At 73.7% G+C, this 14,091-nt stretch carries 12 protein-coding genes and 1 tRNA gene; 12 read left to right on the top strand and 1 reads right to left on the bottom strand.

Translation table 11 applies throughout. The annotated features are described in order from the left end of the window. Positions 1–38 precede the first annotated feature (38 nt). The 11 genes from F7P10_RS11140 (at position 39) to F7P10_RS11090 (ending at position 12,216) form a co-directional block, all read left to right on the top strand. A complete protein-coding gene (locus F7P10_RS11140; RefSeq protein WP_151009281.1) occupies positions 39–1,691 on the top strand; it encodes an ABC transporter substrate-binding protein in 1,653 nt (550 codons plus the stop codon). A gap of 92 nt (positions 1,692–1,783) precedes the next feature. Then, positions 1,784–2,743 carry an ABC transporter permease gene (locus tag F7P10_RS11135; RefSeq protein WP_151009280.1) on the top strand — a complete coding sequence of 320 codons (960 nt, stop codon included), beginning with the start codon at positions 1,784–1,786 and terminating at the stop codon, positions 2,741–2,743. Continuing rightward, entirely contained in the window at positions 2,740–3,645 is a 906-nt protein-coding gene (gene opp4C, locus F7P10_RS11130; RefSeq protein WP_151009279.1) for an oligopeptide ABC transporter permease, read from the top strand. The genes F7P10_RS11135 and opp4C overlap by 4 nt, the downstream gene beginning before the upstream one ends. Continuing rightward, positions 3,642–4,655, top strand: coding sequence for an ABC transporter ATP-binding protein (locus tag F7P10_RS11125; RefSeq protein WP_218040461.1), 1,014 nt, complete (start codon positions 3,642–3,644; stop codon positions 4,653–4,655). The genes opp4C and F7P10_RS11125 overlap by 4 nt, the downstream gene beginning before the upstream one ends. Further along, the gene (locus tag F7P10_RS11120) at positions 4,648–5,673 is read left to right on the top strand and encodes an ABC transporter ATP-binding protein (protein ID WP_151009278.1); all 1,026 of its coding nucleotides are present in this window, start codon (positions 4,648–4,650) and stop codon (positions 5,671–5,673) included. The genes F7P10_RS11125 and F7P10_RS11120 overlap by 8 nt, the downstream gene beginning before the upstream one ends. Continuing rightward, the gene (locus F7P10_RS11115; protein WP_176611409.1) at positions 5,670–6,134 is read left to right on the top strand and encodes a RidA family protein; all 465 of its coding nucleotides are present in this window, start codon (positions 5,670–5,672) and stop codon (positions 6,132–6,134) included. Before F7P10_RS11120 ends, F7P10_RS11115 begins: the two co-directional genes overlap by 4 nt. Next, entirely contained in the window at positions 6,131–7,723 is a 1,593-nt protein-coding gene (locus F7P10_RS11110) for an amidohydrolase family protein (protein WP_151009276.1), read from the top strand. Before F7P10_RS11115 ends, F7P10_RS11110 begins: the two co-directional genes overlap by 4 nt. 20 nt (positions 7,724–7,743) lie before the next feature. Next, positions 7,744–8,616 (top strand): IclR family transcriptional regulator, encoded by an 873-nt coding sequence (locus tag F7P10_RS11105; RefSeq protein WP_151009275.1) that lies wholly within the window; start codon positions 7,744–7,746, stop codon positions 8,614–8,616. Beyond that, on the top strand, positions 8,613–9,440 hold the full coding sequence (locus F7P10_RS42235) for an amidohydrolase family protein (protein ID WP_176611408.1): 828 nt from the start codon (positions 8,613–8,615) through the stop codon (positions 9,438–9,440). Before F7P10_RS11105 ends, F7P10_RS42235 begins: the two co-directional genes overlap by 4 nt. Further along, positions 9,437–10,540, top strand: coding sequence for an alanine racemase (locus F7P10_RS11095; RefSeq protein ID WP_151009273.1), 1,104 nt, complete (start codon positions 9,437–9,439; stop codon positions 10,538–10,540). Before F7P10_RS42235 ends, F7P10_RS11095 begins: the two co-directional genes overlap by 4 nt. A 65-nt stretch (positions 10,541–10,605) precedes the next feature. After that, positions 10,606–12,216 carry a sialidase family protein gene (locus F7P10_RS11090; protein ID WP_176611407.1) on the top strand — a complete coding sequence of 537 codons (1,611 nt, stop codon included), beginning with the start codon at positions 10,606–10,608 and terminating at the stop codon, positions 12,214–12,216. A gap of 1,125 nt (positions 12,217–13,341) precedes the next feature. Here the strand turns inward: F7P10_RS11090 and F7P10_RS11085 are convergent. Continuing rightward, positions 13,342–13,414: transfer RNA gene (locus tag F7P10_RS11085), tRNA-Arg, on the bottom strand. A 181-nt stretch (positions 13,415–13,595) separates the two neighbouring features. On the opposite strand from F7P10_RS11085, the gene F7P10_RS11080 reads away from it, so the two are divergent. Further along, positions 13,596–14,009 carry a hypothetical protein gene (locus tag F7P10_RS11080; protein WP_151009271.1) on the top strand — a complete coding sequence of 138 codons (414 nt, stop codon included), beginning with the start codon at positions 13,596–13,598 and terminating at the stop codon, positions 14,007–14,009. Positions 14,010–14,091: the final 82 nt, after the last annotated feature.

Below are 14,091 nucleotides of genomic sequence, written 5' to 3'. Positions count from 1 at the left end.
GGCCGGGGCGGGATCCCGGCCCCCGAGAAGAGGCAGTCATGACCATTCGATCTGGCATGCGCAGGCGCGCCGGAAGGTACTCCCGCGGGCGCATCGGCGGGCGCGGCGCGGCGGCGGCCCTCGGCGCCGTGCTCGCGGCGGGCACCCTCGCCGCGTGCAGCTCCGACCCCACCCAGGAGGGGGCGGGTGACGCGGGCGTCCTGAACATGTACCTGTACCAGAAGCCCAAGACGTTCAGCCCGCTGGCGCCCAACAACGGGCCGGACCAGCTCGTCATGTCGTTCATCTTCGACTCGCTGTACGGGGCGGACGGCTCCTACGAGCTGACCCCGCGGCTGGCCGAGGCGGCGCCGGAGGTGTCCGACGACGCGAAGACCATCACGGTCAAGCTCCGGCCGGGGCTGAAGTGGAGCGACGGGAAGCCGCTGACGGCGAAGGACGTGGTGTTCACCTACACCGCCCTCGCCGACCCGGAGACCGGCAGCGCCCAGTCGGGCAAGTTCGCCGCCGTCGAGGGCGCGAAGGAGCTCGCGGACGGCGAGGCCGACACCCTGGAGGGCGTCACCGCGGTCGACGACACCACCGTGAAGATCACCACGTCCCGTCCGGCCGCCGGGCTCCCCGGGCTGATCGGCAACACCCCGATCATCCCCGAGCACGTGCTCGGGCAGGTCCCGGAGGAGGGACTGGGCGACAACGCGTTCTTCACCAAGCCGACCGTCTCGTCCGGTGCGTTCACGTTCGTCCAGTACAAGACCGACCAGTACGTCGAACTCGCCGCCAACCCGAACTACCGCGAGCCCGTCTCGATCGAGAAGGTGTACCTCAAGCCGGTGACGTCCGACGTGGCCACCGCGCAGCTGGGCACCGGGGAGATGGACCTCGTCCAGGTGGCGCCCACGGACCTGCCGACGGTCGAGGCGATGGACGGCGTCGAGGTCGTCACGGCCAAGAGCCCCGGGTTCAACCGGATCGCGATCAACCAGAGCCAGGACCGCTTCAAGGACGTGAAGGTGCGGCAGGCGATGCTGCACGCCATCGACCGCAAGGGCCTGGTGGACAAGGTGCTCGGCGGCGCCGGCACCGTCGTGGACTCCAGCTTCTACGGCGAGCTCGCCCCGGCGGGCGAGGGGTACCCCTACGACCCGGCCAAGGCCAAGAGCCTGCTCGCCGAGGCGGGCTGGGACGCCTCCGAGCCGGTCACCCTGTCGTGGGTGCCGGGCCAGCGCGACCGCGACACCGCCGCCACCGTGATCCAGAGCCAGCTCGCGGCGGCCGGCATGAAGGTCGAGCTCGAGCAGGTCCAGGTGGACGCGCTGCTGTCGTCCTACGAGGACAGGAGCTTCGACCTGGCGCTGTTCGGCGGCGGCAACTACGCCACCGAGCCGTCCACCGTGGCGACCATCGACGGCTGCGACGCGGGCTACCCGGACGGCGGCAACATCAGCCACTTCTGCGACGAGGAGCTGGACGGGCTGCTGGAGCGCGCGGACGGCGTCTCCGACCCGGCCGAGCGCAAGGCGCTGTTCAAGCAGGCGGCCGAGATCGAGCAGGCCGGGGTCCCGTACCTGTGGCTGTACAACCCGGACACGATCTGGGCGTACCGGACGCGCCTGTCGGGCTTCGAGCCGTCCGGCATGCCGACCAACGAGCTCGGGTTCTGGGACTTCGCGAACTGGAAGCTGAGCTGACCCGGCGGCGCCGGGACGCGTCCCCCGCGGGGAGCCGCGTCCCGGCCCCGCCCCGGTCCGGGCTTCCGGCGATCAACGAGAGGAGGTGACGCGTGGCGCTCTACGTCGTCCGGCGCCTGCTGGTCAACGTGCTGGTGTTCGTCCTGATCAGCGTCGGGATCTTCAGCCTGGTGCGGCTCGCCCCCGGCGACCCCGTGCGCATGATGGTCAACCCCGAGCAGATGCAGAGCGGGGGCGCGGCGTTCATCGAGGCCAAGCGGCACGAACTGGGACTGGACCGGCCGATCGTCGTCCAGTACGGGAACTGGCTGGCGGACGCGGTGCGCGGAGACCTCGGGTACTCCTACGTCGGCCACCGTCCGGTGTCGGCGGTGCTCGGCGAGCGCGTGGGGCCGACGCTGCAGCTCATGGGCGCCGCGCTGGTGGTCGCCCTGGTGGTCGCGATCGCGTTGGGCGTCGCCGCCGCGGTGCGGCGCAACTCGGCGGTCGACTACGGCGCCACCGTGATCGGCCTGACCGCGGTGTCGGTCCCGCCGTTCTTCCTCGGCATCGTCGGCATCTACGTGTTCTCGCTGAAGCTCGGCTGGCTGCCGTCCGCCGGGATGACGACGCCCGGCGACGGCGGGCCGCTCGACCAGCTCCACCATCTGATCCTGCCGGGGCTGATCCTGGCGTTCGTCACGGCCGGGCCGTTCACCCGGTACGTGCGGGGCGGGCTGGTGGACGAACTCGGCGCCGACTACGTGCGGACGGCCGAGGCGAAGGGCGCGGGCCCCGTCCGGGTGGTGCTGCGGCACGCGCTGCGCAACTCGCTGATCCCGCTGATCACCGTGGTGATGTACCAGATCCCGCAGATGCTGGCGGGCGCGGTGGTGATCGAGCAGGTCTTCGCCTGGCCCGGCATGGGGCAGCTGGCGGTCAGCTCGATCGGCCAGCACGACTACCCGGTGATCGTCGGGTTCGCGCTGTACGTGGCGGTGCTGGTGCTGATCTGCAACCTGGTCGCGGACCTGCTGTACGCGGCCGTCGACCCGAGAGTGAGCCTGCGGTGACCGCGTCGACACTCCCCGCCGGTGGGAAGACCGGCAAGGCCGCGTCGGCGTCGCCGCGCGCCCGCGCCCTGCGCCGTTTCCGCCGCAACCGCCTGGCCGTGGTCGGCACGGCGGTGCTCGCCGTCATCGCGCTGGCCGCGCTGCTGGCGCCGCTGCTCGCGGGCCACTCGCCGAACGCGGTCAGCCTGGACGCGGTCCGGCAGGGCCCGTCGGGAGAGCACTGGTTCGGCACCGACACCTCCGGCCGCGACGTGTTCGCCCGCACCCTGTACGCGGGACGGGTGTCGCTGCTGGTCGGGCTGACCGCGGCGCTCGCGGCGGTGATCCTCGGGACCCTGCTCGGCGCGGTGGCCGGGCTGTTCGGCGGCTGGACCGACAACGTGATCATGCGGATCGCCGACATCGTGATGTCATTCCCGACCGTGGTGGTGATCCTGGTGCTGGCCGGGATCATCGGCCCGAGCGTTCCCGTGCTGATCGCGGCGATCGGGTTCACCCAGTGGCCGGTCGCGGGACGGGTGGTGCGCGGCGTGACGCTGGCGCTGCGCGACCACGAGTACATCCAGGCGTCCCGCGCGGCGGGCGCGAACTCCCGGTGGCTGATCCGCAAGCACATCGTCCCGGCGGCGCTGCCCCCGGTCACCGTGACCGGCACGCTGGCCGTCGCGCAGGCGATCATGCTGGAGACGACCGCGTCCTTCCTCGGGCTCGGGGTCCGGCCGCCGTCGGCGAGCTGGGGGAACATGCTGAACGACGCGCAGAACCTGACGCTCATCCAGAGCATGCCGTGGCTGTGGATCCCGCCCGGCATCGCGATCGCCGTGACGGTGCTCGCCGTCAACTTCGTGGGGGACGGGCTGCGCGACGCCGTCACCCCCGCCGGACGGGGTGGTGACAAGTGAACGCTCCGCTGCTGGAGATCGAGGACCTGGTCGTCGAGTTCGACACCGACGAGGGCACCGTCCGCGCGGTGGACGGCGTCGCCTACACCGTCCTGCCGGGGGAGACCCTCGGCGTGGTGGGCGAGTCGGGGTCGGGCAAGAGCGTCACCGCGATGTCGGCGCTCGGGCTGATCAAGCCGCCCGGCCGGGTGGCGTCCGGACGGGTCGTGTTCGACGGCGTCGACCTGCGCGGGCTGCCGCCGCGCGAGCTGCGGCGGCTGCGCGGCGGCCGGATCGCGATGATCTTCCAGGATCCGATGACCGCGCTGAACCCGGTCATGACGATCGGGGGCCAGCTCACCGAGGCGCTGCGGCTGCACAACGCGCGGATGTCCCGCGCGGACGCGCGGCGGCGCGCCGCCGAACTGCTCGCGCTCGTCGGGGTGCCCGGCGCCGCGAAGCGGCTCAAGCAGTACCCGCACGAGTTCTCCGGCGGGATGCGGCAGCGCGCGATGATCGCGATGGCCGTCGCCAACGAGCCCGACCTGCTGATCGCCGACGAGCCGACGACCGCGCTGGACGTCACCGTCCAGGCCCAGGTGCTCGACCTGCTGCGGGACGCCCGGCGGGAGACCGGCGCCGCCACCGTCCTGATCACGCACGACCTGGGCGTGGTCGCCGAGATGGCCGACCGGGTCGTGGTGATGTACGCCGGGCGGGTCGTCGAGCACGGCCCGGTCGCCGAGATCTTCCGCTCGCCCCGGCACCCCTACACCCGGGGGCTGCTGGACAGCCTGCCGCGGATGGACGAGGACGCCGACGAGCTGACCCCGATCCCGGGCGCGCCGCCCGGACCGGGCGACGTCACCGCGGGCTGCCCGTTCGCGCCGCGCTGCCCGCTGGTCCGCGACCGGTGCCGGACGGAACGTCCCGAACCGGTCGAGACCGGGCCCGGACGGGCCAGCGCCTGCCACTTCCACACCGAACTGGCCGGCCACACCGAACCGGCAGGGGAGGACACCGATGACTGAACCCGAGGAGGTCCTGCGCGTCACCGGACTGGCCAAGCACTACCCGGTGCGGTCGGGCCCGCTGCGCCGCCGCACCGGCAGGGTGCACGCCGTGGACGGCGTCGACCTCTCCCTGCGGGCCGGCCGCACCCTCGGCCTGGTCGGCGAGTCCGGCTGCGGCAAGACCACGACGGGACGGATGGCGGTCCGGCTGCTCGAACCGACCGCCGGGACGATCGTCGTGGCGGGCCGGGACGTCACCCACGCGCGCGGCGCCGACCTGCGCGCGCTCCGCCGCGACCTCCAGTTGGTGTTCCAGGACCCGTACGCCTCGCTGTCGCCGCGGATGACCGTGCACGACATCATCGCCGAGCCGCTGCGCGTCCAGGGACGCTACGCCGACGGCGGGGCGGAGCGCGTCGCGGAACTGCTCGACATGGTGCGGCTCGCGCCCGCGCACGCCCGCCGCTACGCGCACGAGTTCTCCGGCGGGCAGCGGCAGCGCATCGGGATCGCCCGCGCCCTCGCGCTCGACCCGAAGGTGCTCGTCCTGGACGAGCCCGTCAGCGCCCTGGACGTGTCGATCCAGGCGCAGGTCGTCAACACGCTGCGCGAACTCCAGCGCGACCTCGGCGTGGCGTACCTGTTCATCTCGCACGACCTCTCGGTGGTGCGGCACGTGTCCCACGAGATCGCCGTGATGTACCTCGGGAAGGTCGTGGAACGCGGCACCCGGGAGGAGATCTTCCGGGGCGCCGCCCACCCGTACACGCAGGCGCTGCTGTCGGCCGTCCCGCGCCCCGAACCGGGCCGCGCCGGGCGCCCCGAGCGGATCACGCTGACCGGGGACGTGCCGAGCCCCGTCGACCCGCCGTCCGGCTGCCGGTTCCGCACCCGCTGCTGGAAGGCACAGGACGTCTGCGCGACGGAGGAGCCGCCGCTGATCGCCCGCGACGGGATCGACCATCCGGTCGCCTGCCACTTCGCCGAACCGACCGCACCCCGGAACACGCCCACCATGCTCAAGGAGACGCAGTGAACGACGCCGACACCCGCCTCGCCGCCGCCCCCGCCGACCCCGCGCCCGCCGGCGAGCGCCCGGCGGTCGCCGCCGTCCGGCGGGCCGGGACGCGGCTGATCGCGTCCGGGCAGGTCGCCGTCCGCGACGGCAAGCTGCTCGCCGAGGGACGCGTCGGCGAGAACGTCGCGTTCGACGAGGCCCGCGCCTGCGCGCGGCAGTGCGCCCGCAACGTCCTCACCGCCGTCCGGGACGAACTGGGCGGGCTCGACGGGATCGAGCAGGTCGAGGCGGTCACGATCTGGGTGGCGTGCGTGCCCGGCTTCACCGACCAGCACCTGGTGGCCGACGCCGCGACCGACCTGTTCCTGGAGGTGCTCGGCGAGACGGCCGGACGGCACGCGCGGGCCGCGCTGGGCGTCGCCGCGCTGCCGACCGGCAGCCCCGTCGAGGTCCAGGCCGCCTTCCGGCTGCGCTCATGACGGACCTGCTCATCACGGGCGGGACGGTCGTCGACGGGACGGGCGCCGCCCCCGTCCGCGCCGACGTCGCCGTCACCGGCGGGCGCGTCGAGGCGGTCGGCGACCTGGCGGGACGCCCGGCCGCCCGGACCCTCGACGCGTCCGGGCACGCGGTGACGCCCGGCTTCGTCGACGTCCACACCCACTCCGACCTGACCCTGCTGTCGGGGCCGGAGGCGCACAGCGCCGTCCGGCAGGGCGTCACCTCCGTCGTCGTGGGCAACTGCGGCCTCGGCGTGGCGCCGGTCGCCGCCGACCCGGCGGCGCTGCGCGCCGCCGCCGGGTACCTCGACCTGGACCCGGCCGTCCGCTGGACCTGGACGGACCTGCCCGGATACCTCACCGCGCTCGACGCCGCCCGTCCCGCGGTGAACGTCGCCGCGCTCGTCGCGCACATCCCGCTGCGGGCGGCGGCCGTCGGGTTCGACGACCGTCCGGCCGACGCCGCCGCGCTCGACCGGATGCGCGGCCTGCTCTCCGACGCGCTCGCCGCCGGCGCCGCCGGCGTCTCCACCGGCCTGGTGTACGCCCCGGCGTGCTACGCCCGCGAGGACGAACTGCTCGCCCTGGGCCGCACCGCCGCCGCGCACGGACGCCTGTTCGCCTGGCACGTCCGCGACTACGCCGACGGGCTGCTCGACTCCGTCCGGCAGGCCCTCGCGGTCGCGCTCGCCACCGGCTGCCGCACCCAGATCTCCCACCTCGTCGCCGTCGGGCGGCGCAACCACGGTTCGGTCGCCCGCGCCCTGGAGTTGATCGACGAGGCCCGCGCCCGCGGCGCCGACGTCGCCTTCGACGTCTACCCCTACCTGGCGGGCAACGCGCCGCTGTCCCAGCTCCTGCCCGACTGGGCGCAGGCGGGCGGCGACGGCCCGATGCGCGCCCGCCTCGCCGCCCCGGACGTCCGCGCCCGTGTCGTGGACGAGTGGCGCGACATGCCGCTCACCTGGGACGACATCACCGTCAGCCGCGTCCCGGGCGAGGCCCCGGACACCGGCGCGGACGCCCTCGCCGGCCGGACGATCGCCGAGATCGCCGCGACCGCCGGGACCGACCCGTCGCGGGTCGCGCTCGACCTCACGGCGGCGCACGGCAACGGCGTGCTGATGATCGCCGCGGGCCGGAGCGAACGGGACCTGCTGGACGCCCTGACCCACCCCGCCGCCGTGATCGGATCGGACGGGCAGGCGCTCGACCCCGACGGCCCCACCGGGCACGGCACCCCGCACCCGCGCTCGTACGGCTGCTTCCCGAGGCTGTTCGCGGAGTACACGCGCCGTCCCGGCGGCCTCCCGCTGGCCGAGGCGGTGCGCAAGTGCACCTCCGCGCCCGCCGAGCGGGCCGGGCTGGCGGGCCGCGGCGTCCTGCGCGCGGGAGCGGTCGCCGACATCGCGGTATTCGACACCGAAAGGATCACCGATCGGGCTACGTTCGCTGCACCCGCGCAGTATCCGGACGGCGTCCGCGCCGTCATCGTCGGCGGCCGTCCCGTGGTCGAGGACGGCGCGCACGGCGGCGCTCGTCCCGGCGCGGTCCTGCGCATCCCCTGAACGAAGGCGAGGCACTCCCCATGGCACGAACCACGGCACGCCGCCGCGACGTGGACGACGACCGCCCGGCGTCGGCCAACTACCACGCCAACGCGCTGGCCCGCGGGCTGGCCCTGCTGGAACGGCTCGCGGACCGGGGCACGACGCTGACGCTGAACGACTTCGCCGCCGACACCGGCCTGCCCAAGAGCACCCTCGTGCGGCTGCTCGCGGTCCTGGAGGAGATGGAGTACGTGGTGCGCGCCGACGAGCGTCCCGCGTACCGGCTCGGCCACAAGACGCTGACCCTGTCGACGGCGTACCTGTCCGGGCTCGACCTGTCCCAGATCGCGGGCGGGCACCTCGCCGGAGTCGCCGCCGACACCGGCCAGACCGCCAACCTCGGCGTGCTGGACGGGCCCGAGGTGCTGCACGTGTGCGTCCGGGAACCCGACCGGCCGATCCGGTTCCACATCATGCCCGGCACCCGCGACGCCGCCTACTGCACGGGCCTCGGCAAGATGCTCCTCTCCCGCCTCCCCGCCGACGGCCTGGCCCCGCACCTGCCGCCCGAGCCGTTCCCGTCCCGCACCGAGCACACCCTGACCACCCTCGACGCCCTCACCCGCGACCTGACCGAAACCGCCGGGCGCGGGTACGCCCTCGACGACAACGAGGGCAGCGTCGGGCTCCGCTGCGTCGCCGTCCCGGTCGAGGTCAACGGCGTCTGCGTGTCGGCGGTCAGCGTCTCCGGCCCGTCCGCCGAATTCGGCGACGACCGGATCGGCGCCCACCTGGACCGGCTGCGCACCGCGGCGAAGGCCCTGGCGGCCGACACCGACGTCGTCGCGGCCCTCGAATACCTGCACTCCTCGCTGCGCTCCGGCGCGCCCGACAACCGGGAGGACACGTGATCGACTTCCACACCCACTGCCAGCGTCCCGAACACTGGGGCTGCGAGTGGGACGACCACTGGAGACCCGTCTACGGGCAGGGCGCCCACGAGTTCACCCCGGCCGACTACGACCGGGCGATGGAGGGCGTGACCGCCGCGTGCGTCTTCGGCATCCGCGCCACCGCCGCCGGTGTCCTCACCCCCAACGACCACACCGAGCGCTTCGTGGCGGAGACCGCCGCCGAGACGATCGGCTTCATGGCGCTCGACCCGACCGACCCCGACGTCCTCGACCAGCTCGCCGACGGCGTCCGGCGCGGGCTGCGCGGCATCAAGCTGTACCCGGTGCTCGCGCTGTTCGACCCGACCGACACCGCCTACGACCCCTTCTACCGGGCCGCGACCGAGGCCGGACTGGTCGTCCTGTGGCACATGGGCGCCACCCCGAGCCCGGCCGGTGACCTGTCGGTCAGCAACCCGCTGGTCGTGGACGGCGTCGCGCGCCGGCACCCCGACCTCGTCCAGATCATCGCGCACCTCGGCCACCCCTGGCAGCGCGAGACGATCGTGACGCTGCGCAAGAACCGCCGCGTGTACTCCGACGTGTCGGCGAGCTGGGCCCGCCCGATGGACGGCTACCTCGCCCTGGCCCGCGCCCAGGAGTGGGACGTCGTCGACCGGCTCGTCTTCGGCTCCGACTTCCCGCTCTGGACGCCCGCCGAGGCCGTGGCCGGGCTGCGCGAGATGGTCGGGCAGCGCCCGTCCGGCTTCCCCGAGATCAGGAAGGAGACCGTCGAGTGGCTGCTGGACGGCGACCCGCGCCCGGCGATGGGACTCGCGTGAACGTTCCCCTGGCGGAGCTGCCGACGCCCGCGCTGCTCGTCGACCGGGCCCGGATGGAGGCGAACCTGGCCGCGATGGCCGCGTCCATCGGCCGCGCGGGCGTCGCGCTGCGCCCGCACTTCAAGACGTCCAAGTGCGTGGCGGTGGCCCGCCGCCAGCTCGCCCACGGCGCGACCGGGTTCACCTGCGCGACGCCCGCCGAGGTCGCCCTCCTCCAGGACGCCGGCGTCGCGGACGTCCTGTGGGCGCACCAGCCGGTCGGCCCCGCGAAGGTCGCCTTCGCGGTCTCGGCGGCCTCCCGCGGCGGCCTGACCATCGCGCTCGACTCGACGGACGCCGCCGAGCCGGTGTCCCGCGCGGCCTCGGCCGCGGGCGTCACCGTCCCGTTCGTCCTGGAGGTCGACACCGGCCTGCACCGGGCGGGCGTCGACCCCGACCGGGCCGTGGCGACCGCCGCCGCGATCGCCGCGCTGCCCGCGCTGGAGCTGCGCGGCGTCCTCACCCACGAGGGCCACCTCGCCGCGCACGGCTCCGACCGTGCCGGGCTGGAGGCCGCGGGCGACCTGGCCGGACGCACGCTCGTCCAGGTCGCCGAGGCGCTGCGCGCCGACGGCCACGCCTGCCCGCTCGTCTCGGTCGGCTCCACGCCCGGCGCGACGTCCGCGCCGTTCGCCGAGGGCGTCACCGAAGCCCGTCCCGGCACGTACGTCTACTTCGACTCCAACCAGGTCGGGCTGGGCAGCGCGCGCGTCGAACAGTGCGCGCAGACGGTCCTGGCCCGCGTCACCAGCACCCAGCGCGCCGGGACCGTCATCATCGACGCGGGAATCAAGGCGATGAGCTCCGACACCATCGCGACGGCCGGAATCCTCGGCATCGTCTGCGACGCGGGCGGGGCGCCGGTCGACGGGATCGACTTCCGCAACGCCAACGAGGAGCACGGTTACCTCACCGGCCCCGGCACGTCCGTCCTGCGCGTGGGGGACTTCCTGCGGATCGTCCCCAACCACGCCTGCGGCACGACCAACATGTGGAGCGAAGTGCATTTCGTGGACGGCGCCGCGGCCGTGGAAAAGCACCCGATCGAAGCCCGTTACTGAACCGCAGGTCCACATGAGCCCGGATTCGTTGACATGGAATGGTATTCCGTGTTCTATCCGGGCTTATGTTGTTCAAGCGAGCGATATCGATCGCCCTCGGTGCCGCGCTCACGCTGGGATTCTCCGGCGCGGCCCACGCGGCCCACGCGGCCCACGCGGCCCCGCCCGGCGCCCCGACCCCCGACCAGCCCGACGTGATCGTGGGCCAGGCGGCCCCGGGGAAGAAGCTGCACTTCCCCAACATGGAGCGCCTCCGCGACGGCACCCTGTTCACCGTCGTCCGCGAGGGCGCCGGGCACACCGGCCAGGACGGCCGCCTCCTCAAGCTGACCAGCCGTGACGGCGGCCGGACCTGGTCGTCCCCGGCCGTCGCCCACGACTCCCCGTACGACGACCGCGACCCGATGATCGCCCAGCTCTCGTCCGGCCGGCTCGTACTGAGCTGGTTCCAGATCGACTACTCGGTCACGCCCGCCGAGCCGATGGGCACGTTCGTCCGGCACAGCGACGACGGCGGCGCCACCTGGTCCGAGCCCGTCTCGGTCGAGTCCTCGATGAGCGGCGAGTCCGACATCGTCGACACCTACGAGCTGGGCTGGGCGGCGAGCCACGGGCAGGTCAAGGAACTGCCCGGCGGCGAGCTGATCATCCCGCTCTACGGCACCGTCCCCGACGACCGCTGGCAGCGCGCCACCGTCGTGCGCAGCCTGGACGGCGGCGAGACCTGGCACGCCGGCACCGAGTCGACGATCGGGGCGGAGCAGGGCACCCACTTCCAGGAGCCCGTCCTCACCGTCCTTCCCGATGGCACGGTCCACGCCCTGCTGCGCATCGGGACGGCGGCCTCCACCATGGGCGCCGCCCGCTCGAGGGAATCCTGGTCCCGCGACGGCGGCCGCACCTGGAGCACGCCCACCGAGATCGACCTGGTGACGTCCTCCGCGCACACCGAGGTCCTGCGCAACGGCGACGTCTTCCTCGCCTACGGCGACCTCTCCGGCCACTTCACGAACCGCCGCGGCACCGTCGGCGCCGTCCTGCGCGACCCCGGCCGGTCATGGAGCGGAGCCCCGCGCGACCTCGTCTACGACTCGGGCACCGGCGACCAGGCCAACCCCGCGGTCGCCGAGGTGCGTCCCGGACGCGTCCTCGTGCTCGGCTACGACTCCAACGCCGGCCGCCTCATCGGCGACTTCGTCGATGTCCGCGACATCCGCCCCGACCGTCCCGACCCGAGGCGCGTGGACCTCGCCGCCCTGCACGCCTCCGGCCGCCTCACCATCGACACGGACATGACGTACACGACCGCCGACCGGCCGAACGTGGGCACCACGGGCCCGATCGACGGCGTCGTCGGCTACTACGACGCCGCGTGGGCACCCCGCCCGGCACCGGCCCAGTACACCCTCACCTTCGACCGTCCGACCCGCGCGATGCAGGTCGGCGTCGCCCTCAAGCCCGGCCATGCCGAAGCCGCGACGGTCAAGGTCCGCACGACCGACGGCACGTGGCGCACCGTCGGCGACCTCGACTACCGCGTCCGCTGGGGCGACGACCTCACCTGGTTCCGGGTGCACCCCGGCGCCCCGATCGACCGGATCACGGTGGAGATCCCGCAGGCCGCCGGCTGGCCCGTCCTGTCCGAGGTGGCCGTCCGCACCCCCGGCCGCCACTGACCCGGAGGCACGCGGGCGGAAGGTCCACCCGAGGTCTGCCCGCCGACCCGGCCGGTCGGCGGGCAGACCCGCGTATGACCGGCGGACGCAAAGGCGCACGAGCGCGCGGACCCGGCGCGATGAGCACGCCTCCGCCGGGACTTCGGGTGCGCACCGGAATCGGCCGGGCGGCCGGGGCTCCGGCGAGAATCCTTTTGACAAACACCTATGTCTATTGGAACCTGGGCCGGTGGATGCAGCGACCAAGGCAACTCTGGTGGCCCAGGCGGCGGACCCCTTCTATACGCTGGGCCGCCTCACGGGCTTCGTGCTCGTGGTGGGCGGGGTGGTCGCGGCCATAGTGGCGGTGAGCAAGTCCGCGAACCGCAAGCCGCAGTACTGGCACCACCAGATGCCTCCCGGGCGGCCGTATGGCCCGGGCCCTTATGGCCTCCAGCCGCCCTACGGCCCCGGCCCCCAGTACGGCCCCGGCCCTCAGCCGCCGTACGGACCCGTTCCCCGGCCGCCCTATGCACCAGGCCCGCAACCTCCCCACGGACCCGCTCCCCACCCTCCCCACGGGCCTGCTCCCCAATACGGACAACCGGCGGTGCCGCCGCACCAGCCGCCGCCACCGCCGCCTCCGGCCTGAGATCTCAGACGACCGACGTCCCACGTTGCTCCAGGGCGTCACCTCAGCGGTTACCGCAGTGTTCCCAGACGGGCGCCACTGCAGGTCGAGAACGCCTCGTTCCACCCACGACACGAAACCCGCCGCGAACGCGGGATACGCAGGGAAGAACGCCGACAAGCCGAACCCCGCACCGGCGAGCAGTCACTGCCGCCGACCCCAGCCCCAGCGTGTCCCCGTCCTCGCGCGCCGGCGGGCCCGACACCGCCACCACGCCCGAAGCGGACGTCGACGTCCTTCTGGGATCTACGTGAAGTGCATCGCGGCAGGTTGAGGAAGCCGCGCGCCGTCCGCTCTCAAGGCCTCAGCCGACGCGTGATCTCGCTGGTGTTCCGTCCCGCCGCACCGCGGCGGGACCCTCCGACCGTGGCGGTCCGTACACATCCGCACACACGAATGGACCCTTGACCGGCGGACAAAGCCGGTCAAGGGTCCATTCGTGTCGTCGCTGGTCGCGCCCCCGGCAGGATTCGAACCTGCGACACCCGCTTTAGGAGAGCGGTGCTCTATCCCCTGAGCTACGGAGGCCGGTCGCACGAGAGTAGCGGACGGCACCTACAGGGTAGAGGACGGGCGCCTGTGACGCGCGTTCTTATCCCGTTCGTCCATCTCGCCCCGCTGAGTGGTGTGGGTGAGTTGACAGTCGATGCGGCGAATCTGTGGGAATGGAGCTAGGCCCGGTGGGTCGGGCTCGGTACGCTTCCATGCCGTGACGGGTCGGCATCGTGGGCAGCCGGAGGCGGGCAGGGCCGAGGAGCGGGAGCCCAAGCGGAGACGGACGGCGGTCATCGGCGCCCTGGTCGCGGTACCGCTGCTCGCGGCGGTGGTCGCGTTCACCCTCGGGGACGGATCGGACGGGTCGTCCCGCGCCGTGACCCCCGTGCAGCGGACGACGCCCGCCGCGGAGCCCACGTACGGGGAGTACGTCGCGCCGGAGGCCGGTCCGCAGGCGGAGACGCTCACGCCGCCCGCTCCCACCCCGCCGCCCGCACCCGCCGCGACGCCGCGCAGCCGGCCGGCGCCCGCGGAGACACCGCGGACCCGCCAACGTCGCGACTGCAGGTGGGAGGACGTGCCGGTCCTCGAGCGGTGGTGCCGCTGGCGCGGTCGGGACGGCCGCTGACGTTCCCCGCCGATGACGCAGGGTGCCCGTCCGGGTTCTGGTAGCGTTCTCGCCGCTGATCCGCATTCGGGCATCAGGAGGA

Source organism: Actinomadura sp. WMMB 499 (genome assembly GCF_008824145.1).
GTDB lineage: Bacteria > Actinomycetota > Actinomycetes > Streptosporangiales > Streptosporangiaceae > Spirillospora.
Note: the sequence above shows the minus strand (reverse complement) of the source record. Positions and strands in the feature narration are given on the sequence as shown.